This is a genomic window from Sphingobium sp. TomMM7A, assembly GCF_055397305.1.
The window spans coordinates 481,998-504,801 of the sequence record NZ_AP027312.1 but is presented as its reverse complement, the minus strand read 5'-3'; the positions used below and the strand labels follow the sequence as shown (position 1 = coordinate 504,801).

The 22,804-nt window shown below is 61.7% G+C and carries 14 protein-coding genes; 6 read left to right on the top strand and 8 right to left on the bottom strand.

Going from position 1 to position 22,804, the window contains the following annotated elements:
* Nucleotides 1-154: 154 nt before the first annotated feature.
* Together ACZ5ZH_RS15065 and ACZ5ZH_RS15060 are read left to right on the top strand one after the other, a co-directional pair.
* On the top strand, nucleotides 155-1,576 hold the full coding sequence (locus tag ACZ5ZH_RS15065) for an NAD-dependent epimerase/dehydratase family protein (RefSeq protein WP_464772852.1): 1,422 nt from the start codon (nucleotides 155-157) through the stop codon (nucleotides 1,574-1,576).
* A gap of 27 nt (nucleotides 1,577-1,603) precedes the next feature.
* Nucleotides 1,604-2,512 (top strand): alpha/beta hydrolase, encoded by a 909-nt coding sequence (locus ACZ5ZH_RS15060; protein WP_464772851.1) that lies wholly within the window; start codon nucleotides 1,604-1,606, stop codon nucleotides 2,510-2,512.
* A gap of 14 nt (nucleotides 2,513-2,526) precedes the next feature.
* On the opposite strand, the gene ACZ5ZH_RS15055 is transcribed toward ACZ5ZH_RS15060, so the two are convergent.
* Genes ACZ5ZH_RS15055 through ACZ5ZH_RS15040 form a run of 4 tightly spaced genes read right to left on the bottom strand, consistent with a single transcriptional unit; the run spans nucleotide 2,527 to nucleotide 11,065 of the window.
* Nucleotides 2,527-4,971: an alpha-L-rhamnosidase-related protein gene (locus tag ACZ5ZH_RS15055; RefSeq protein WP_464772850.1), complete on the bottom strand. Its 2,445-nt coding sequence runs from the start codon at nucleotides 4,969-4,971 to the stop codon at nucleotides 2,527-2,529.
* The gene (locus ACZ5ZH_RS15050; protein WP_464775255.1) at nucleotides 4,968-5,975 is read right to left on the bottom strand and encodes an alpha/beta hydrolase; all 1,008 of its coding nucleotides are present in this window, start codon (nucleotides 5,973-5,975) and stop codon (nucleotides 4,968-4,970) included. Before ACZ5ZH_RS15050 ends, ACZ5ZH_RS15055 begins: the two co-directional genes overlap by 4 nt.
* Complete coding sequence (locus tag ACZ5ZH_RS15045; protein ID WP_464772848.1) at nucleotides 5,972-8,842, bottom strand: glycosyl hydrolase; 2,871 nt, start codon at nucleotides 8,840-8,842, stop codon at nucleotides 5,972-5,974. Before ACZ5ZH_RS15045 ends, ACZ5ZH_RS15050 begins: the two co-directional genes overlap by 4 nt.
* A gap of 3 nt (nucleotides 8,843-8,845) precedes the next feature.
* Nucleotides 8,846-11,065: a glycoside hydrolase family 3 C-terminal domain-containing protein gene (locus ACZ5ZH_RS15040; RefSeq protein ID WP_464772847.1), complete on the bottom strand. Its 2,220-nt coding sequence runs from the start codon at nucleotides 11,063-11,065 to the stop codon at nucleotides 8,846-8,848.
* A 155-nt stretch (nucleotides 11,066-11,220) separates the two neighbouring features.
* Here ACZ5ZH_RS15040 and ACZ5ZH_RS15035 point away from each other — a divergent pair, with 155 nt between their 5' ends.
* Complete coding sequence (locus tag ACZ5ZH_RS15035) at nucleotides 11,221-11,871, top strand: TetR/AcrR family transcriptional regulator (protein WP_460988978.1); 651 nt, start codon at nucleotides 11,221-11,223, stop codon at nucleotides 11,869-11,871.
* A gap of 60 nt (nucleotides 11,872-11,931) precedes the next feature.
* Nucleotides 11,932-12,219: a hypothetical protein gene (locus tag ACZ5ZH_RS15030; protein WP_449469050.1), complete on the top strand. Its 288-nt coding sequence runs from the start codon at nucleotides 11,932-11,934 to the stop codon at nucleotides 12,217-12,219.
* A gap of 199 nt (nucleotides 12,220-12,418) precedes the next feature.
* Here the strand turns inward: ACZ5ZH_RS15030 and ACZ5ZH_RS15025 are convergent, their stop codons facing one another.
* From ACZ5ZH_RS15025 to ACZ5ZH_RS15015, 3 genes are read right to left on the bottom strand one after another with little or no spacing between them, the layout of a single operon-like run.
* Entirely contained in the window at nucleotides 12,419-15,499 is a 3,081-nt protein-coding gene (locus ACZ5ZH_RS15025; protein ID WP_464772846.1) for an efflux RND transporter permease subunit, read from the bottom strand.
* A gap of 2 nt (nucleotides 15,500-15,501) precedes the next feature.
* Nucleotides 15,502-16,581 (bottom strand): efflux RND transporter periplasmic adaptor subunit, encoded by a 1,080-nt coding sequence (locus ACZ5ZH_RS15020; RefSeq protein WP_464772845.1) that lies wholly within the window; start codon nucleotides 16,579-16,581, stop codon nucleotides 15,502-15,504.
* Nucleotides 16,578-18,035, bottom strand: coding sequence for an efflux transporter outer membrane subunit (locus tag ACZ5ZH_RS15015; RefSeq protein ID WP_464775254.1), 1,458 nt, complete (start codon nucleotides 18,033-18,035; stop codon nucleotides 16,578-16,580). The genes ACZ5ZH_RS15020 and ACZ5ZH_RS15015 overlap by 4 nt, the downstream gene beginning before the upstream one ends.
* Nucleotides 18,036-18,142: 107 nt before the next feature.
* Here ACZ5ZH_RS15015 and ACZ5ZH_RS15010 point away from each other — a divergent pair, with 107 nt between their 5' ends.
* Both ACZ5ZH_RS15010 and ACZ5ZH_RS15005 read left to right on the top strand, forming a co-directional pair.
* A complete protein-coding gene (locus ACZ5ZH_RS15010) occupies nucleotides 18,143-18,793 on the top strand; it encodes a TetR/AcrR family transcriptional regulator (RefSeq protein ID WP_449469044.1) in 651 nt (216 codons plus the stop codon).
* 187 nt (nucleotides 18,794-18,980) lie between these two features.
* Nucleotides 18,981-21,443: a TonB-dependent receptor gene (locus ACZ5ZH_RS15005; RefSeq protein ID WP_464772843.1), complete on the top strand. Its 2,463-nt coding sequence runs from the start codon at nucleotides 18,981-18,983 to the stop codon at nucleotides 21,441-21,443.
* Between the two features lie 185 nt (nucleotides 21,444-21,628).
* Here the strand turns inward: ACZ5ZH_RS15005 and ACZ5ZH_RS15000 are convergent, their stop codons facing one another.
* On the bottom strand, nucleotides 21,629-22,705 hold the full coding sequence (locus tag ACZ5ZH_RS15000) for a helix-turn-helix domain-containing protein (RefSeq protein WP_464772842.1): 1,077 nt from the start codon (nucleotides 22,703-22,705) through the stop codon (nucleotides 21,629-21,631).
* Nucleotides 22,706-22,804: the final 99 nt, after the last annotated feature.

The window sequence follows — 22,804 nt, the reverse complement described above, 5'->3', positions numbered from 1 at the left end:
TACATACGCATACAGATGAACCGATTTTCATCTGATAGCTTTCTTCGTTGACACGATGGCTATCACCTGTCCCCGTCAGGAAGAGCATATCAACTACATCCTTGTTATTGGTACGGCAAAGTGCGATTGCATCGGTCTTGTTCGAGGGAGCCGTATGACTGACAGCCGCAAGACAATTTTCCTGACCGGGGCCACCGGCAATATGGGCCGCGAAACGGTGAAGCGCATTGCGGAAAAGGCGGACACGCTGCGCCTGCGAATATTGGTAAGGCCAGAGGAAAAGTCCCACCCCGTTGTCAAGGACGTTCAGCGCCGTGGCTTGGCCGAGGTGATATGGGGCGACCTCACCGACCCTATGTCGATCCGTAAGGGGGTCGAGGGCGCCGATGTTGTGCTCCATGTCGGCGCTCTGGTGTCACCGCTTGCGGATCGCCTTCCGGCCGAGCTTGTGACCCGTGTCAACGTCGGAGGCGCGCAGAATATCGTCGATGCGATCCACGCAGTGGGCGATCCCAAGCAGACACGGCTCATCTATATCGGCACCATCGCCGAAACCGGCAGCCGCAATGCACCTGTGCATTGGGGGCGGACGGGCGATCCAATCAAGATCAGCGCCTATGATCATTATGCCGTTACAAAGACACAGGCGGAAGCGATCGTCGCACAGAGCGGCATCACCCATTGGGCATCGGTGCGCCAAAGCGGGATGGCGCATTTCGAAATGTGGAAGATTTTCGATCCGATCATGTTCCATAATCCGCTCAATGGCGTGTTCGAATGGTCTACCGCCAATGACAGCGGCCGCTTGATGGCGGCACTATGCGGCGACAATGTGCCGGATGCATTTTGGCGCAATTTCTACAATCTTGGCGGTGGCGCGTCATCGCGCGTGGTGAATCATGAGTTCATGGAGAAATCCATGCCCAATTACCGCAAGGTGCTGAAACCGCACTGGTTTGCCACCCGCAATTTCCACGGCCAATGGTATGCTGACTCCGACCGGCTCGAAGCCTTGGTGCCCTTCCGTGAACAATCGCTCGATGAGTATTTCCGCGAAGCCCCACGGCATATGCCGTGGATCGCCCGCATTGTGCCCAAGCTGATGCCGGGCGTCGTTTCAAAACAGATCGAAAAGCTGGCCAACGGGCCGGACGGCAGCCTCAACTGGTTCGCCACCAATAATGAAGCCAAGATCCGCGCTTATTTCGGATCACGCACGGCATGGGAAGCCATTCCCCGCAATTGGGACGACTTCCGCTTCGCCCAGCCTTCGCGGGAACCGACCTTGCTCGATCATGGCTATGATGAAAGCCGTTCGCCGGAAGATTGGCGGATCGATGATTTGAAGGCAGCGGCGGAATATCGCGGCGGCAAATATCTCGGCAACTCTTTCGATGGCCCGGACGTACCCGTGGAATGGCAGTCCGCTGTAGGCCATCGCTTCACGATGACGCCACGTCTATACCTCCAGGGCGGTCATTGGTGCCCCGTCACCATGCTCGATACCGCCACCTATGAAGCGGAGGCGGCGCGCAATCCCTTCTTCACGCAGGTATGGGGCGACGCCGCCGGTTGAGCGGAACAAGATAGAAGGAGAGGTGGGATGAAAAATCAGCTGAAATGCTTGGCTATCGCATGGATCTTGGGCGCCACGGCGGCGGCTGCGCAGTTGCCCGCCCCGTCGGAATTACAGCAGGCGATACCGCTTGGCACCGGTCTCGTGCCCGGTGGCAACGGCCCTGAAATCTGGTTCGGCAAATCCGGCAACATGAGCGTCCGCAATACCAGCGAAGCCGCCTTGCTGCCCGTCCTCCCCGACCCGGCAAAAGCGACCGGCACTGCCATGGTCATTGCGCCGGGCGGCGGCTTCATGACGCTTTCCTGGGATCATGAGGGGATGGAGGTCGCTCGCCTGCTGGCCGATCAGGGCATCGCCGCCTTCGTGCTCAAATACCGGCTGGACCCGACCCCGCGCGACTGGCCAGCTTTCGGCAAGATGATGCAGGGCAGAATGACCGAATGGGTCGGCAAGCCCGGCGAAGGTCTGCGCATCGTCACACCCCCTTATGCGATCGCCGATGGGATCGCGGCACTGAAGCTCGTCCGCGCGCGCGCAGCCCAATGGCATGTCGATCCCGCCAAGGTGGGCATGATCGGCTTTTCTGCCGGAGCGCGAACGACGATCCGCGTGACCATCGACGCGTCGCCCGCCGACCGTCCAGCCTTCTCCGTCATGCTCTATCCGCCGATGGAAAAGGTGGACGTGCCCACCGACGCGCCACCCGCCTTCGTGGCGATGGCGACCGACGACCCGCTGTCAGGACGCGCGGGCTATGCGCTCATCGAAAGCTGGATCGCTGCTCGCCGCCCGATCGAGTTCCACGCCTATCAACGTGGCGGTCATGGTTTCGGCCTGGGTGACAAGGGCACGGCCACGCAAGGGTGGACGGAAGCGTTGTTCCGCTGGATCGACCTCAACGGCTTCGGCGCAAAGGAAGCCCCTAAGCGCTGAGTTCGTCAACCCGCTCAGCGCACCGGCACCTTCAGCTTGGTGGTGGCGCGGGTAAGCGGATAGCGCTTGCCATTCCACCGGAAATCGCCCGGCAACCCCGTCGGCCGGGTGATCTCGGCATTCAAGGTGCTTCCCGAAATCCGGTAGCGGACGCTGACCGGCCCCTGAGGCGTGGCAGCGGTTGCGGACAGGCTCTTGAGCGATCCCAGTGCGGGCTCAACCTTCAGCCGCGCATAGCCCGGCGCATCAGGTCCAATCCCGGCCACGATACCCAATAAATCCGCGCTGGGATGCGCACTCCATGCATGGCTGTCCGATCGCGTCGATTGGCCCTTGCCCCCCTGTCCCGCGTCGTCGCGCTCTTCCGGCCAGGTCGTATAGTGCATCGCCAGCAGATCACGCCACGTCTTGAGCATGTCGAGATAACGGTCGCTCTTGCCCGCATGGACCAGCGCCTGCGCCAGATACCAGGAGAAATAATAGCTGACGCTGGTGATCCCTTCCGGCGCGTCTATCCCTTTGCCCGGCACCATTATCCGGTCAATGATGGCCCCGGCCTCGTCGCGGCTCGCAACATTATAAAGGACAGCCAGCGCGTTCATATGCTGGCTGATTCGGTCGCCGTCAGGATTATCGGCATAAAGACCGCGCGCCGGAACCCAGCACCGGTTGCGGATCGCTGCCTTCACCGTCTCGGCACGCGCGGCATAGCGCTGCGCCTGGCTGGCGTCGCCAAAGGCTGCCTCAATCGCTGCTCCCTGCTGGAGAGCGCCGAGCCAGTTGACGCTCATCAAACAGCTTTCATCCGTCTTGCCATAGGAAGGAAAGATGGTCCGGTCGGTGGCGGACTGGCCGACCCAATCGATGAAGTTCCATTGCGGGTTCTTGCCCAATAGGCCACTCGGACGGCGGTAGGTTTCGAACCAGTCCAGAACACGGCGCATGCGCGGGATGTTACGGACGATGGGCGCGGGATCGGGCTGGCGCAATCGCCAGTCATCCAGCATGCCGACCCACATCAGCGCGAAGGGCGCGATCACATTATTGCCACGCGTCGGCCAGGCGCCCTCCATCAGCCCGCCATCGACATCGGACGCAGCAAAGGCATCGATCGCCTGCTCCGCCAGACGAGGGTCACCCGACACGGCATAGGAAATCAGCATCTGAAGGCGCGTGTCGCCCGCATATTGCAGCTGTTCCCAATAGGCTGTGTCCATATAGGTTTCATGCGCATCGACCCGCGCCGTGCGCCATCCTATATCGAAAATCCGTGCAAGTTCAGGATCATCGCTTTGGAACTTACCGACTTGTTGGAACGGATAGCCCGTCTCGTACGCGCGCAGCCCCTCCAGCACCAACGGCTGATCCTTGGTCTCGACCGTGATTTCGGCATAACGCCATGTCCGCCACCATAGCGGGGCAAAACTGCGCTTTTCTCCGTCGGCGATGAAGCTGTCCCAAATGCCGATCGGCTTGCGATCCTCGATCAGGTTGCGGTCGCCCTTGCGGCCCTGCGCATCGTACAGCGCCTCGGTCCACAGCAGCTTGATCGCCGCACCCTTGCCGCCGGACACGTCCAACTGAGGATAGGCCGACACCATCGCATCGCGCTGAATAAGCAAGGTCGCCTTGCTGTTGGCCGGGATCGTCACTGCCCGCGCGGGAAAGGCCATGGCGGCAGGCAGATCAGTCCGCACCACCTTGCCCGCTGCCACAGGCGTATAGGATTGCTGCGGCAGCCGTTCGGCCACCAGCGTCCGCTTCGCCGCATCGGGAGCGGGCACCGCGTCCTGCCAGCCCTCGCCCTTTTCCTGCGGCCCAGCGGCATCGAAATCAGCCTTCGCCGCATCGATCTTCTCGGGGTTGCCCGCGACATAATACCATCGCTTCACCTGCCCCCAGCCATTGGCGAAGCCACGGCCTTGGTCGCGCTTCACTCGCCAACCCTGCCGGTCAGTCGAAAGCTCTGCCGCCTCGCCTTCGCCGATCAGGCGAAACCCGGTCGCGACGCTCTGTTGGAACAGCGGCGCGGTATTGGTGAACAGCGAACTGCCCTGAGCCGCCGAAACCTGCGCGGGCGTGGCATTGGCGGGCAGCTTCAGTGGCTGGACACCGTTCCACACCGTCGCCGCGATGACGTTGACGCCTCGCTTCATATAGGGCGCAAGGTCGATGCTCTCCTCGCGCCAATGGGCGATGTCGCCCGTCGAAGGCCCCGCCGCCACACGTGCGCCATTCACAAATAATATGAACCTATTATCAGCCGTTACTCGTACCTTATAAGAGCTTGGTTTGCCGGGCAGGGCGAACGCACGACGGAAATGCAGGACGATCGGCCGCACCGTCGGCCCCGCCTCCGCATGACTGATCCAGCCCTCAGCGCCACCAGTCTGAGCGATAGCGGCGGGCGCAGCGCCCAACATCAGCAAAGCCGCCAGCAATGTGCGCATCGTCATCATTTTTTCTCCGGCGAAAGGGCGCGGGCCAACGCTGCATCGAGCGCGGCATTGAATTGCTGGGATATGGCCGCGCGCGGCACGATCAGCTGGAATCCGTGGAAAGCGCCCGGTATCACCAGCAATTCGGTAGGGACATCCGCATCGATCAGGCGGCGGGCAAACTCGACATCCTCGTTCACGAACAGGTCGATGGACCCGACCCCGATAAAGGTCGGCGGAAGCCCTTTGAGGTTCTTCACCCGCGCAGGCACCGCGCCTTCAGGCTGAGTGGCAGCGCCAGGCCGCCGCCCAAGCAGCGCCTGCCAGCCCTTCCGGTTCCACTCCGCCGTCCAGATCAGCTGGCCGATATGCGGCGGCACCGGACGCGAAGAACCCGTCCGATCGTCCAGCATGGGGTAGATAAGCGCCTGAAACGCGACCGGCACCTCGCCCCTGTCACGCGCCGCAATCGTCAGCATGGCAGCCAGACCGCCACCCGCGCTTTCACCCATGACGACAATCCGACCCGGATCGACGCCCAGCGCGGCGGCATTGCCGTGCAGCCATTTCAAACCCGCATAGGCATCTTCCAGAGGTCCGGGGAAATGCGTCTCCGGCGCCAACCGATATTGCACCGACACGATCACACAGTTCAGCCGCTCGGCCAGGCTCTTGAGCGCGGGCAGATTGTCCCGCGCATCGCCGCCGATGAAACCGCCACCATGAACGAAGAAGATGGCGCCGCGCGGCGCCCCCTGCTCGGCACCAGCGTTCACGACATAGACCGGCACCGGCGGATGTCCGCGCGATCCGGGTGCCTGCCGCTCCTCAACCCCTGCGGGCAGTGGGCCGGGCTTGGCAGGCTTGTACATCGCCCCGCTCCGCTGCGCCTGCATGATGCCGCGCGCGACCGGCCGCAACTCCGGATTGACCGACTTCAATCCCGCTTCTGGAGAAGTTACGACCGGCGCCGCTGCGATCAGCAGGCAGGATGCGAGCGCGGCTGCGAAACGCCGCCCTCTCACCGTTGCGCCTCCAGTTTCGCTGGCCCCAGCCATCCGGCCGGAACCGGCTTCAGCTTCTTGTAAATCGTATCCTTGGGATCGATCATCGCATTCTGGGGTGCGTTGGCGACAACAACGCTGATGTCATTCTTGCCTGCCCGCACCAGCTTCGTCACATCGACGCGAAACGGTGCGCTGAACAGGGTGGGCAGGCTTTGTCCGTTGACCGTCACCGTGGCGACGTCATGCACTTTGCCCAGATCCAGCATGACGCTCGTTCCCTTGGTCAGCCAGCCCGCATCGACATTGATCGTGCGCATGTAGGTTCCCGTCCCTGCAAAGCGCGCCAGTTCAGGCACCTGTTGCCAGTCCTTCAAACTGATAGAGGCGAAATCCTGGCTGTAGGGCTTGCGCTGGACATGACCGGTCGCCTGAAGCCGCCATCCATCCAAGGGCAGCGTCATGCTGGCCACGGTAGCGGATGCCGGAACGGTGACAGCCTGCGTCGTGGGATCGAGCATCAGCAGCGCGCTTTCCCCCGCCCCAAGGCTAAGAGGCACGTCGGTCGCCTGCCCAGCGGCGCGCGCCGACACAGGCGCAACCGTGCCGTCCATCGCATTCCACCGCGTCACGCCCCCCACTTCGGGCAGCGTCAGCGTCACCTGCCGTGTGGCTTCTCCTCTGTTGTACACAAAGGTCGCGGTACGGCCCTCGATCTTCCGCTGGACGAAGTAAAGATCGGAAGCGTCACCGGAAAAGCGCAGATTGGCCGGAATCGCCGCTGCTCGCAGCGCATCAGTCATGCCAGCGGCGGGAACGATCTTCGCTCCGGATTTCAGCGCGGCGGCGACTGCCTTCTTCACCCTCGCATCACGCTGGCGAGCCCGGGCGAGCCCTTCATCCCGGCTCGGCGCTCGATCGGTGAAGAAAACCGGCAGTCCCGCCTTGGCAAAACGCGCGATCGCCTCGGCTGTCTCTGCCTGAATGCCGTCGATCGGCGGCAACACCAGCACCGGATAGCGTTGGCCGCCCTGCGAAACGAGCTGCTTCCCTTCGATCCGCGCATGAGCGATCGAATCCGGGTTGATCCGGTCGAAATCATAGCCTCCCGCCAGGAACGCCTTTTCCGCTGCCTGCTTGCCCGCGCCGTCATCCTCGATGCCGACATAATAGCCGTAGCGGCCATAGAAATAGGCGACCGGAACCACCGCTTCACCTGCCTGCATGACAGCCTGCAATCGGCCGATATAGCCCGCCAAAGGCTTCATTGCGGGCCACACCGGGTTGGTCTCGTTCAACATGCTGGAAAAGCCGCCAGCGAAGGGGCTTGGCTGGAAAGCGTGCCAGCCGGGCCAATCGTCGGCATGGAAGCGATAATTATAACCATGCAGGATCATGGAGTTGACGCCGCCCGCCATGAAGGCATCGACCCGCCGCCGCATTTCGTCGGGCGTCACATCATAGGGGCGATTCCCCCATGCCAGACTTTCCGCCGATACAATTGGACGCCCATAAAGATGCGCACCCGACCGGGCCATGCGCATGAAAAACGGATCGCCCGCGCCCGGCAAATCCTCGGTCTCCGGTATGTCGGCCAGACCATATCCCCGGATCGTATCAAAAGCGCCGCCATGCGCCTGGAACTTGGCCTTCAGGCCATGCGCATGGTTCCACGCGACGAAGGGTTGGATGAACCCCTCGATCATCATGTCGGACACCGTGCGGCGATAGTCGGCGCGAACCCGTTCCGCCACATCGCTGTTCGCCGTGTCGAAATAGGGCGGCGACCAATGCTCGCTCCACGCCTGCATCCAACCGGGCTGGACGACGAAGGGCAGATAGGGCGTCAGGTCATAGCCGCGCCTCTTCCTGAACTGTTGCAGCAATTCAGGTCCCCACTGAATATCCTGCATCAATTCCAGGCTGTCCACGAATGTCGATCGGATTCCGACCGGGTCATTCCCCAACGGATCACCGACGCGCGCCGCATGCGCCGCAAAGGCTTGCGGGTTCATATGATCCAGTATCAGCTGCGGCCCCTGCCCGGCCGCGCCTAGCACACCGACGTCGGAGGCATATTGGCGGAACACGAAGATTTGCCAGTCGCCGGGCGGCGGCGTCCAGTCGAGCGTGCCATCATCACGCAACTTGCTGGTCAGGAGCACGCTGCTTGCCGGGTCCAGCGTGCCTGCCGTCACCACATCCCGCCACGGCGTCAATGTCATGCCCATCGCGCCCGGCACGGCAGGGTGAAGCACCGGCGCACTGCCCTTGACCGCAACGACCGCGACGGTGCGCGCCCGGCCCTCCATCCTCTTGCCCCAGTCTGCTACCTTTGGGTCCTTGACGCGCGCATCGAACATACTGAGCGCGCCCAGCCGCTTTGTGCGCTTGGGGATATTGAGCTTGATCGGACCAGCCTCGCCGCCCTTGACCTGGGTGCTGGCCATGGCGAGTTCGGTGAACGCCAGTTCCGGCGGGATGGCAAAGCCGCCGCCGGACGGCCAGGACGAACCCAGCGTATAGTCCAGCGTCAGGCCCAACGCCTTCGCCGCCTCCCCCGCGGCGCGTACATGGGCGAAGAAGGACGGCTCGGCATATTGATCGACGCGTGCCTTCTCGTCCGGCGTAAGCGTCACGAAATTGGGCGTGAACGACTGAATCTCCGCACCGGCAAATCCGGTGTCCGCCATCAGCTTCAGCTCACGCTGCAATTCCTGATCCGTCACCGCATCGCCCGGCCACCACCAACGCAGCCGGGGCCGAGCATCGACGGGCGGGCTCTGGAAATGATCGTCCAGCGGACCTGCAAAAGCCGGAGCCTCGACAAGTGCAAGCATAGCTGTTGCCGCCAGCAGGCAGTTCTTCATCAAACGCTTCGCTGTCATGGCTCAGGGCCTCCGGATCATGCGGTTCAGCCGCGCCGTGCCGGTCAGCACCGGATCAGCGGCGGATGTGCCCACCTCTACCTTGACGTCACCCGCTGGCACCACCCAACGCTGCGCCTTTGCATCGAAGTCCGCGAGCACGCGCATGTCTGCCGTAACCGTGACCTCCTTGCTTTCGCCGGGCTTGAGATTGGGCTTCGCCCATCCGATCAGCCGTTTGGCCTTGCCCGGCCGGGTGACGTAGACCTGCGGCACGTCCGCACCCTCCCGCTGACCCTCATTCACCACGGTGAAGTGCACCGTCAGCGCCTTTCCGCCCGTCACCTTCAGCCCTTCATAGCGGAACTGCGTGTAGCTAAGACCGTAGCCGAAGGGATAAAGCGGCTTCAGCCCCTTCTTGTCGAACCAGCGATAACCCGCGTCCGATCCTTCCGGATAGACGATGTCGAACGGCTTCAAACCCGCCTGAAGACCATAGACGGCGCGCGTTTCCTTATCCGCTGGCGGCGCGTCGGAGCCGGGCAGCACTGGATTGGGCAACTGATAGACAGAGGCGGGGAAGGTCACGGGCAGATGACCGGACGGGTTGACCTTTCCGGTCAGAACCCGCGCAATGGCAGCGCCGCCACGCTGGCCACCATACCATGCCGACAGGATGGCCGGGACCTTGGCCTGCCAGGGCATCAGGACAGGGTTGCCGGTTTCCAGTACGACGACGGTCTTTCCGTTCGCGCTTGCCACCGCGTCGATCAGGTCGTCCTGACCCTCGCCCAGCGACAGGTCCTTATGGTCGATGGCCTCGGTCGCGTACTTCTCCGCGAAAACGACAACGATGTCGGCCGACTTCGCTGCCTGGACAGCGGCTGGCACATCCTTGCCGTCCAGATAGCTGACGGCCGCATTCGGAAACTCGGCGCGCAGCGCATCGAGCGGAGCCGTGCCCCCATAGCCGCGACGGGCAAAGCCAGCGGCAGGGCCGCTTTCCGCGCCCTTGGAAACGCGCTTCAGTCCACCCACGGGATTGACCTGGCTCGAACCGCCGCCGCTCGGCACGCCAACATCGGCATTGCCTCCGACCACCAGGATCGTCTTCGCCGAAGCGGCCAGCGGCAAGATGCCACCCTCATTGCGCAGCAGGACGATCCCCTGTTCCGCCGCACGCTGCGCTACCTCGGCGTTGGCGTCATAATCGATCGACTGGCCCGGCTGTAGCGGCTTGTCGGCCACGCCATGGGCATAGATGGCGTAGAGCACGCGTCCGGCCGCCTTGTCGACCGCCGACTGCGGCACCTTCCCCGCCTTGACCGCTTCCACCATCAGGTCGGAAAAATAGCGCTTGCCGTCGATCTGTTCGCCTGATTGCTGGTCGAGGCCGGCGATGATGGCCTCGGTGGAATGCACCGCGCCCCAGTCCGACATCACATAACCCTTGAAGCCCCAATCACGCCGCAGCACGTCGTTCAGCAGGAAAGGGTGCTCACAAGCGAAAGTACCGCCAATGCGGTTATAGCCGCACATCACGGACCCAGGCTTGCCGCGTTCCATGCCGATCTGGAAAGCCAGCAGATCGCTCTCGCGCATCGCCTGCTCATCCATGTTCACCGATGCGATGTTGCGACCGGTTTCCTGATTGTTGAGCGCGAAATGCTTGATCGTGCCGATGATGTCGTTGGACTGCACGCCACTGATCTGACTTCCGACCAGTTCCCCAGCCAGCATCGGGTCTTCGCCCAGATATTCGAAATTGCGGCCGCCGCGCGGATCGCGCACCAGATTGACGCCGCCCACCAGCATCACGTTGAAACCCTTGGCCCGCGCCTCCGCGCCGATCATCGCACCGCCCGCGCGGGCGATTTCCGGATCCCATGTGGACGCAAGCGAAAGCCCTGAGGGCAATGCCGTCGCCACATCGCCCTTGCGCATTTCCATCAGGTTGGACACGCCAAGGCTTGCGTCGCTTTCCACCAGCATAGGAACGCCAAGGCGCTCCACTCCTTCAATATATCCCGCACCTACCGGTATTCCCTGCGGCCGCTTTGACGGACTCACCATGCCTGTAATGGGGCCGTGGATGAGCCGGACCTTCTCCTCGCCCGTCATTTTCGACAGGGTCTCAGCCGCTCTGCGCTCAGGTGAATTCCGGGTATCGCGGGCATGTCCCCCGACCGGCGTCAGCATCGTCCCCGCGGCAGCAAGCAACAGGATGGATGAGGAATTCTTCATGATGTGCAGCCTCTCCGCTGGGGGGACATTTTCCGATTGTCGGCAGTTTACATTCTTACGTTCCAGGAGCGCACACGTCAATATTCGATCGGTGTCGTTCGATTTATTTCAGAAGGCCATTGCTTCCGCCCATGGCTTGAGTCAGAGATGCGGTCATGCCAGCTACAAAGACCGAGAAAGCATTCACCCCAAAACGGGGCCGACCCGACGCGAAACAGGTCGCCGCGATCGATCGCGCCATCTTGGCCACCGCCACCCGCATGTTCCTGGACCAGGGTTATGACGGCGTGGCGATGGAAAATATCGCTGCGGCCACCGGCGTTTCCAAGGGCACGCTTTACGCCCGCTATCCCTCGAAGGAAGCGTTGTTCACGACCGTCATCCATGATCGCGTCAAGCAATGGTCGCTTATATCGGCAAGCCAGGATCATCTGCTGACCGATGACATTGCCGAACGCCTCCACCATCACGCGCAAGTCATCGCGCGGTCGCTGCTTCAGCGGGAAGTGCACGCGTTCCAGCTCTTGACGCTCGCCAATCGTGAACGCTTCCCCGAACTCGCCCGCGCCATGTATGAAGCAGGCTATCTCTACATCGTGCGCCTCATCAGCGACGACATCAGCCAAGCCGCCGTGCGCGACGGCATTCCTGCCCGCGACCCGTCCGCGATCGCTCGACAGCTTGTAGCCGCCATCACCGGGTGGGAATTGCAGGAAAGCAGCGCCGGTCCGATCGTCGAAGCCGAACTGTTAGGCGCCGCCCGGAAAACCGTCGATCTTTTGATGGCGGCCCGCAAAAGCTGGTGACTTGAATTTAGCACGACATCGTGCGATATAGGAAATATCACAAACGGAGGATCCTGTTCCATGCGATTTTTGATTCTTGCTGCCGCTGCTCTGTCGCTCGCCACTCCGGCGCTGGCGGAAACTGCTGCTACCGCCAAGTACACCTCTGCCGACACCGAACTGGGTGTCCTGCTCGACAACCCCGCTGCCAAGGCGATTGTCGAGAAGTATATTCCCGGCATGACCAGCAATGATCAGGTCGACATGGCCCGCGCCATGACGCTGAAGGCGATTCAGCAATATGCGCCTGACGATGTCACCGACGCCCGTCTGGCGGCGATCGACGCCGATCTGGCCAAGCTGCCCTAACGGCAAAAGCTCAGGCATTATTGAGGGAAAAGGGCGCGCAAGCGCCCTTTTTCTGTTGGGCACCCCTACCGCCACATAAAAGAAAGGGCCGGTTTGTGGCCGGCCCAGGTAGGTGTAGGAGAGTGCCTAAAAGGCGCACCTAATTGAACATGCATGTTCGATAAGTCAAGCGACCGGCGAGCGCCTGTCAACATTTCCATCATATGGGAAAAGGATCGTCATCCCCCGGCTGACGCGGCGTCACCAGACGCGCGGCCCTTGGCGCGATCCATCTTTCGATGCTTTCGACGATCTCATAGATCACCGGCACGAAGATCAGCGACAACGCCGTTGACGTGATGAGGCCGCCGATCACCGCCAGCGCCATCGGCTGGCGAAATTCCGCGCCTTCGCCAATGCCCAACGCCGTCGGCAGCATGCCCGCCGCCATCGCCACCGTCGTCATGACGATCGGCCGCGCACGTTCACGGCATGCATTGCGCAGCGCCTCGGTCATCGGCGTCCCCGCCCGTTCCTCCTCGATCGCAAATTCCACCAGCAGGATCGAATTCTTTGCGCATAGGCCAAGCAGCATGAGCAGGCCGATCATGGCGGGCAAATCCAGCGTCTTGCCGAACAGCGTCAGTGCAGCAAAGGCACCAAGCAGCGACAGCGGAAGCGCGGCCAGGATGACCACCGGCTTGAAGAAGCCCTTGAACAGCAGCACCAGCACCGAAAAGGTCAGCCCGATGCCCCCCACGATCGCCAGCATGAAGCCGCCAAACAGCTCGGACATCGCTTCCGAATCGCCCGTCTTCGCTTCCTGGACCCCGTTGGGCAGGTTACGCATGACTGGCAATGCGTTCACTTCCTGCAAAGCCTGACCCAATGTCCGCCCGGCGACCAGATCCGCCTCCACCGACACGCGCCGCTCCCGGTCATAGCGCACGATCTTGCCGGGTCCCGCCTTGAACCGAATATCCGCAACCGCCGACAAGGGCGTCGTCTGCCCATCGATAGTCGGCACGCGAAGATTTGCGATCGTCTCCAGATCCTGACGCGATCCTTCCGGCAGGCGGACGCGGATCGGCACGCGTTCGTCGCCATCCGAATATTTCGCCACGCTCGCATCGATGTCGCCGATAGTCGCGATGCGCAGCACCTGGGCCAGCGTCCGGCTATCGACGTTAAGGCGCGACGCCTCCTCCGGCCGGGGCGTCACGATCAACTCCGGGCCTGCGGGCGGCGGCGCAGGGCGTGGGTCGGAAATCGACCGCACGTTGCGCATTTGCCGCAACAGTTCGATTTGCGTGCGCTCCAACGCCTGCCCGTCTTCCCCGGCCAGCACGATGTTGACGCCAGCCGAACCGAACGTGCCCTGATTGGACAGGCGCACGTCCGGAATATCGCGCAATTTCGGCCTTATGATCTGCCGGAACTCGTCCGTCGTGACGTCGCGATCATGTTTCAGCACCACCGTCAGCGTGCCCGTTCGCATGTCGTCGCCCGCGCTGAAGCCGCCGGACGTTGACCCCACCTGGGCAAAAACCCGTTCCACAGCGGGCTCCGCCGACAGCATGCGGGTCGCGTCGTTGACCGCCCGCGCCATGTCGTCACGCGTCGCGCCGGGCGGACCCTGCACCGCGATGTAGAGATAGCCCGGATTGCCGACCGGCTGAAATCCCACCGGCGTAAGGCTCGCCAGCAGGAGCGACAGAAGGAAAATCCCGCCACCGATCGCCATGGTCATCCATCGGTGTGCCAAGGCCCAATCCAATATGCGGCCATAGATCGGGTTTACGGGCCGCTTTTCCCGATGCACCCGATCCTTGAGCGGCACGAGGAAATAGGCCGCCATCAGCGGGGTCAACAAACGCGCCACGACCAGGGAGAAGAGCACGGCGACAGCCACGGTCAAACCGAACTCGCGGAAAAACTGCCCCGCCTGCCCTGGAATCAACGATACCGGCGCGAACACGGCGATGATCGTCGCAGTCGTCGCGATCACGGCCAGACCGATGGCATCCGCGCCGATCAACGCGGCGCGATAGGGCGTCTCGCCGGTCTCGATCCGCTTCTCGATATTCTCGACCTCCACGATCGCGTCATCGACCAAGATGCCGATGACCAATGTCAGCGCCAGCAGCGTGATGCTGTTGAGGCTGAACCCCATGGCCGACATCAGGACGAAAGTGGGGATCAGGGATAACGGCATGGCCACCGCCGCGATGATCGTCGCGCGCCAGTTGCGCAGGAAGAGGTAGACGACGATCACCGCCAGAAAAATGCCCTCGATCAGCACATGCTGGGTCGATGCAAAGGTCCGCCGTGTCGAATCCACCGTGGACACCAGCTTGGTGAAGGTGACGCCCGGATGTTCGGCCTGAATCTGCGCTATGGCCTTCACCGCCCGGTCCTCGACACTGATGTCGCTCGCTTCGCGCGTCTTGCTGATCTGGATCGCGGTCACGGGCCTGCCGTCCAACCGCGCAAATCCTCGCTGTTCGGCCGCGCCATCGCCGATCTCGGCAATGTCGCCCAGGCGGACATAACGGCCCTGAACCGGGATCGCCAGGTCGCGCAACCTGTCGATGGTCATGGATGACCCAAGGACACGGATCGTCTGTTCGACCGCGCCCACATCGGCACGACCGCCCGGATCGTCGCTATGAAACGCGGCGAGTGCGTTGCTCACCTGCGGCGCCGTCACGCCCCGTGCCGCCATGCGCTGCGCGTCCAGCACGATGTTGATTTCCCGATCCGCGCCGCCGATGCGGTGAACCTGCGCTACGCCTTGTTGGGCCTGCAATGCGCGCGTGACCACCTTGTCGACGAAGCGCGACAATTCCGTGTTGCCCATCGCGGGCGCGCTCACCGCATAGGTCAGAATGGGCGCGGCATCAATGTCCAGTCGCTGCACCAGCGGCGGGTCGATCCCCGGTGGCAAATCGATGCGCGCGCGCTCCACGGCGGTACGGACATCGTCCGTCGCCTTCTGCATGTCGCTGTGCAGTTCGAACTCGACTGTCGTCGTGGACGATCCCAGCACGGCCGTCGAACTGATATGCTTGACCCCCGCCACGCTGCTCAACGCATTTTCGATCGGCCGGGTGATCTGGTTCTCGACTTCGCTGGGCGCCGCGCCATTTTGCGTCACCGTCACGCTGACGACAGGGAAGTTGACGTTGGGAAACTGCTTTATGGGCAGACCGATATACGCCACGATCCCCGCGATCGTCAGCAGGATGAAAAGCGAAACGACCGGAATCGGATTGCGGATGGCCCAGGCGGAAATACGCATGGTTACTTGCCCCTGCCAGCGGCGATCCGCACCCGGTCACCCTCCAGCAGAAAAGCGCCGCCGCCCAGCACCGCCCGCACGCCGGGCTTCGCGCCGCTCAATATCTCAACCATGCCGCCCGCGCGCCGCCCTGTCCGCACCGAAGCGCGATGGACCCGGTCGGCTTTGTCGAGCAACAGCATATAAGCGCCGTCGGCATCATAATGCACCGCGGCTTCAGGCGCGGCCAACACGGTGCCGCTGGCTTTGACGAACTCCGCCTTGGCAAATCCGCCGGGCCGCAATTGCGGGTTCACCGGCAAAGCGATGCGCGCGCTCGAAAGCCCTGTCTGATTATCGACGCGCGCGCCCAGCAGCCTGATCTTGCCCGACAGCTTGGTCCCCGACGCCAATGTGACCGTCGCGGGATCACCGATGGAAAGGGTTCCCATGGCGGCTTCCGCAACTTCGGCGTCCAGTTCGACCAGATCGTCGCGCGCGATGGTGAACAGCACCGTGCCCGATGCGGACGGCTCGCCCGGCCGCGCGGATCGCTGGAGAACACGGCCCGCCACGGGCGATCGGATGATCAACCGGCTCTGGCGGGTCAGCAGGTCGTCAAGCTGCGCCTTCGCAACGCCCACGGCGGCCTGCGCCGATCGCGCGGCAATGCGCCGCTGGTCTATCGCCTCCTGCGACAGCACGCCCTGATTGTCGAGGCCCGCCACACGGCCAGCATCCATTCGAGCTCGCTCATAGGCGACCTGCTGCTGGCTCAACTGCGCGCGCGCCTGGTCGATCTGCGAACGCAGCAGCGTATCGTCCAGCACTGCCAAAACCTGTCCAGCGCCTACCCTGGCATCTTCTTCCACCAGCACGCGCGCGACGCGGTAGCCCGAAAGCTCCGGCGCGACCGCCACTTCCTCACGCGGGATCAGGCGGCCCGAGGCGCTGAGGCCGCCTTCCAGCGGCCGCTGATCGACCATGGCCACCGTCACGGTCGGCGGCGGCGGCTCCTTGGCCGCTTCCTTCCCCCCACCGCAGGCGGCAAGCAGCAGGGCGAGGGGAAGCGCCATGGCAAGGGGACGCGGCTTGAAGGTCACGGCATTTCCTTGGATTGAATAGGCAGGGCGACCGGCGGCTGTTCAGGCGCCGTCGCGGGATCATCCGGGCTCCACCCGCCGCCCAGCGCACGGAACGCGCCAACGGCATTGCCCAGCGCCTGTGTCCGCGCGTTGGTGAGCGCCCGGCGTGCCGCGCGCCATGTCTGTTCCGACTGGATCAGCGTGGTAAGGTCGATCAGGCCCGCGCGATAGCCCTTGTGCCCGGCATCAAACGCAAAGCGCGCCCGTTCCTCGGCAAGGCCAAGGTCGGCGAGCCGCACCCGATCGGCGGCGACAAGAGCCAGCGCGATGTCGGCATCTCGGAAGGCCGCCTGCACCGCCGCCTCATAGCTCACCACAGCGCGTTCGCCCTGCGCCTCTGTCGCGCGCAATTGCGCCATCAGGCGCGTACGGTCCAGAATCGGCAGGCTCAATCCGGCGGCGATGGACCAGAGGCTCGAAATGCCGCCTGCCACCCCGGACGTGCGGCTGATGCTGCCATTGCCCTGAAGCGTGAAGCGGGGGAACAGCGCCAACCTGTCGACCTTGACGGCGCTCGTCGCTGCCGCAACCCGCGCCTCGGCGGCCAATATGTCCGGTCGCCGCGCCAGCAGCGACGCGGGCAGCAGCGGCGGGACCGGCGGCGCCGTGTCGAGCCGCGCCTCTATCGGCAGGCTATCGGTCGGGGCGTCCGACGTTCCGATCAGGACCAGTAATGACCGCTTGGCGTTTCGCAGCGCCGTCTCGATCCGCGTCAGCTCTGCCTGCGCCGTTGCTGCGTCGCCTTCCAGCCGAGCCGTTTCCGAAGCCGCCACCAGCCCGCGATCCCGGCCGAGCTGCGACGCCCGTTCCAATTCTCTCGCGATGCGCAGCCCCTCCTGCGCGTCGTCGCGTTGGACAGCCAATCCTCGCGCCTCGAACAGCGCGCTCGCGACATCGGCGGCCAGGCTCAACCGAGCCGCATGATAATCATAGGCCGCCGCCACATAGGTCGCCCGCGCCCCTTGCCCGATCGCGCCCAGCCTGCCGAACAGGTCGAGTTCCCAGCTGGGGCTGAAGGCCAGCGACTGGCTGTCACTGCGCGCGGTGGACCCGAACAGATCGGTTCCCGACAGCTGGCTGCCATCCTGTATCTTGGCCGATCCGCTGATGGCGCCTGTCGGCAGGCGCTGCGACAGCGATTGATCGCGAATCGCGCGCGCCTCACGCAGCCGGAAATAGGCTGACCGGGCGTCGGTATTCTGCGCCAGCGCCTGTTCCACAAATGCGGAAAGTTGCGCGTCGTTGAAACGGCTCCACCAACGGTCCAGCCTTTCCTCGGCGGCCGGGGCAGGTGCCGTTTCGAACCGCTCGGGCAACGCGATCCTGGGTCGCGCGAGTTCGATCGACGGCGCGCAGGCCGACAGCAACGCACAGAGCATAAACGAGGAACGGCGCGGGCCAGAAAGCGGCAAGCGGAATGACTCCAACCTTGATCGACAGCGACACGGATAGCGCGGCGAAAAAAAGAAACAAGATTGTTTATTTTCAACCGGAGCTTTTTTTGCCAATGCTTTCCTTCATGGTTTCCACTCCCCCCATCCGCCGCCCCGGCCGCCCCCGCCGCGAAGAAAGCGGCGACGTCGAGCAGCGCCTGGTCGATACCGCGATGCAGCTGCTCGTCGAACATGGGCCGAACCTGACGATGAACTCGATCATCGCCGCATCCGGCCTGTCGCGGAAAACCGTCTACGCCCATTATCCCAACAAATCCGCGCTATTTGCCGCAGTCGTCCGGCAAATGCTGAATTATGGTCTGGAGCCCATGATCGTCCCTCCCTGCTCAGACTGGCAGGAAAGCCTGCTCGCATTCGTGCAGGGATGCCTTGTCGAAGTGTGCGAACCCTATGCCACCGGCATGCGCCGTCTATTGATGCTAAACCCCTCCTTCATGGAAGAAGCCCGCCCTCATATCGAACAGGTCGTCGTGCGCCGCTATCTCGATCCGATGATCGCATTTCTACAGTCGCTGGTCGACCGGGGAACCATCCCCGATCAGGATGTGGCCTTCGCGGCTGAGTCTCTCACCAGCCTCATCCTCTCTGAATCCCATCGCCGCTTTTTCCAGGGCGAGGCCGAAAACCGCATCGATCCGGCCCATCTCAATGCTCATGCACGCCGTTTGACCGGCCTGTTTTGCGGCGGCATCTTGGCGCCAACGCAAAGCTGCTGACAGAAGATTAGGGTTACACTTCCCGTTCGGCCCATCCAACCGGCCAAGCAATTTTGCTCATCCGGTTCATTTCGCACGTCGCCGTTCAGAAAAGCGTTGCCAGCGTTGTCCACTCGAATATAGTGCACGAAACGGCCCAAATTAACGAGAGCCGTTTAACAGCAACACCCTCAGGGGAGGATTATCGATGCGAATTAAGCGTGTCTCACGCGCAGCGCTTCTGTGCGCTGGCGTTTCTGCTTTTGCTGTACCCGCGCTGGCTTATGCCCAGGCCGGAGCTGAAAATAGCTCAAGCGACATCATCGTAACCGCCACGCGCCGGGCGGAAAAACTTCAGGACGTGCCGATGTCGGTGAACGTCGCAACTGGCGAACAGCTTGAAAAATTCAAGATCTTCGACATCAAGGACGTCTCCCAACTCGCACCAGGCTTGGAACTGACCAACACGACCGGCCGTAACAACACCACGACCCTGCGCGGTGTCACTTTCGACCCTGATCAGGGCACCGGACCCGCAGTCCAAGTCTATTATAACGAAATTCCGGCGGATGCGCAGACAGTCTTCACTGCAATCTACGACATACAGCAGATCGAAGTGCTGCGCGGTCCTCAGGGACTGCTCCGCGGCCTGTCAGCGCCAGCGGGTTCGATAACGATCGCTACTCGCAAGCCCGTATTCGACCGCATCGAAGGGAATTTACAGGCCACCGGCACCGACCGACACGCTTACAACGTTCAAGGCGGCGTTTCTCTGCCTTTCTCCGATACACTAGCTATCCGCGTAGCGGGTGTGGTCGATGGAAACCGCCTCAATCAGGTGCGAAACGTCAATAGTGATGAATATTCGCGCAGCCGTACGGAAAGCGCACGCGTTACCCTTGGTTGGCAACCCAGCACCGACTTCACCGCTTACCTGACCTATCAATATCTGCATGCGGACAATCGAATATTTCAGCAGGTGGTCGGTAACGGCAATACCCCACTGGGCATTTACGGCACAGTATTTGGTATACCGTCAATCTTCGTGCCTCCAGCATTTGGGGGCGGCCCCTTCGCTACAGACACAAGCGTAATGTCCGGTCCACCGCTAAGCGTTTCCGATCGCGGTTCGGTGCAGGAAGGCATCTTCCGCAATCAGAACGAAACGCACCTAGTCAATCTCCAGTTCGACTATGACCTTGGGCCTGCGACACTCTCCTTCGTCGGAGCGCATCAGTATAGCAAATTGAAGATTTCCCGTGACCTGGATGTTGCCAACGCCATTCCCGGCTACGTTCAGCCTTCGGATGTAGTGACGCCTTACAAGGTCGATACCGCCGAACTGCGTTTAAGCTCGAACAATGATGAAGGTCTTGGCTGGGGTGTTGGCGCGTTCTATTCGAAGCAAACTGGCACCACAACAGTTGCCCAAGACAGCAGCCTGCTTCTCTACACCGTAGCACCTACCGCGCAAGTCAACCCGCCTTGTGCATTGGTCGGCGGGGCAGCCGCCGGTTGTCCGGGAGACTTCGCGCCCTATACAATTCCCAATCAGTTGCCGCTCACGGCTTTGGTAACTGTGCCTGTGTACGCGCAGACATGGTCATTCAGCGGCAATCTAAGATACAAGGCTGGTCCGCTAACTATCCAAGCCGGTCTACGCTATTCGATCATTAAAAATGTGCAGACGACGCAGCAAGGGCTCTCCGGCTTCATCAATTCACCGCCGGTAGAAATCATCCCGACATCACTTCAACGCACCCGGAACACTCCGATCACTGGAGGTGCGACTATCAACTATGAAGTGACGCCAGAACTGAATGTCTATGCCGCATATGGCCATTCCTTCCGTCAAGGTAGTACAAAGGTCGCGGGTCCGGCTGTTGTATCCGCCGATCTCATTCAGACGCGGCCGGAAAAGACAGACTCGGTCGAAGTGGGCTTGAAGGGAGCGCTATTTGATCGAAAGCTGAATTACACCGTTGCGGCATTCTATCAGAAACTCGATGGTTTTCTCAGCCGTTTCAACAGCATTTTCTGGTCCTCGCCCACCAATCCAGGTCAAACTACCGGCGGTTTTGACTTCAACTATAATGGCGATGCTACGATTAAGGGTATTGAGGCGTCAATCGATGCGCGCCCAACACCGAACTGGGACCTGAACGTTGCCGCAGCCTATACGAAGGCGAGATGGGATAACGCCAGATTGCCCTGCAATGACTATGCGGGTACTGGAACACCCAACACTACGGGTCTGCCAGCCGTCACTGGATCCGGCAATGTTAGTTACTGCAATATAAGCGATAGGTTAGCGAATACGCCTGACTTCAGCTTGAACGCCAACACGGAAATGCGTTTCCCTATGGATAGCGTCACGCCATTCGTGCGGGGCCTGCTCACCTATACGCCCAGCTACAACTGGTGGCAGTCGCAATACCGCTTCAAGCATCGTGAACTCGTCAACTTGTTTGTCGGCGTACGTTCAAATGACGACAAGTGGGAACTCGACATTTTCGCGAAGAATGTGCTCAACCAGAACCGGATTACCAATATCGGGCTGGGTGAAGTACAGACCAATGCTGTCGTCGCAGGCGCATTCCAGTCGGGCTACAGCGTAGTCAATGTCATGAACCCACGTGAATTTGGTGCCACCCTCAACTTCAAGTGGTAAATACAGGCTGGCCTCCATGCTCCTCGCGGAGCGTGGAGGCCTCCATCTTTAAAAAAATGTGTGGGGTCCTCGATCCGGAACCAGTCAGCATTTTCTAACACATGCCCTTCACGCCGTCTCATGGCGCTTCAAGGTAGCGCTAGCTTCAACGACCCCAGCCCTAGCCGCTATTTTGATGGCAAGCCTTATCTTGCCATAGCTTCTGGCCGAAACATGGCGGTCCCGCCTTCATGTCGATAAGCAGTCGGCGAATGACCCGTCCATGCGCGGAACGCCTGACGGAAAGCATCTGAATCGCAATAGTCGAGCCTGGCCGCTATATCCTCGATCGATATCTCTGTTCGGCGCAGTAAATGCAGCGCCAGTTCGCGGCGGCAGCTTTCGCGCACCTGGCGATAGCTTGTTCCTTCACGCGCCAGCTGGCGGCGAAGTGTAGCCTCACTTCCGCCAAGTGCGCTCACGATCTCTCCGAAGGAAGGCAGCCGCCGGTCATTGCTCAGCGCTGCCATTGCAATGCCGCGAACACGTATTCCTGTTGGCGTCCGCTCGGCTTCCTGAGGGTTGGAAACGAACAGGAGGTTACTGAGCGGTCGACGATGCTGGTCTTCCCAGTTGCGCATTACGGGATAATCCAGCAGCGACGCACTGAAATCAAAGCCGCTCCAGCCTCCGTTCAGCCGCACCGGGAAGGGCAATGATGGCAAATTCAGCACCTCGAATATTTCCGGAGCATGGTTCAACCAGGCATTGCGTGCTGGGATCGCATGATCGATCAGCCAACCAAATAGGCCATGTATTTCCATCACACCGAAAAGGTCGATCAAGCAGCCCGCTGACGTCGATCCGCCGGTTCGCATCGCTTCCAATTGAAGTTCAGCCCTGTCCCCATAGGTCCGCAGCGCCATCTTGCCACATCGCCAGTCGATGGCTTCAAAACAATCGCAGCAACGCATTATCGCTTCACGCAAGGTTCGTGCGCTCGTCAGGCTGTACATTATGACGCGCCAATCACATGGGCCTAGCCCCCGGCGTCCTATCATCACCGCGTCCCGGCGCGCCAGTTCGTTAATCGCCTGGCTGGTCATCCGCGCAAGATCGGCAACCGGCAAGGTTCTCAACGAACTTCCCCCATCGACCGACCGGCCTACATGGGCAAAAAGTGGTTCAGTGGACCCGAACGCTTCGGCATAAATGGCGAGCACGCGCTCAGCCACGCTCTCGGCAAGATGCCATTCGCCGGATTCCGTCTGTAATGGCCGCATTTATACTTCCCTTGATTTTCGATCAACCTAGTCGATCCGGCACCCAGGATAAATCTTTCTGTTTCCGGTGTTGGTGCAGAATGGATGCGCGAAATTGCC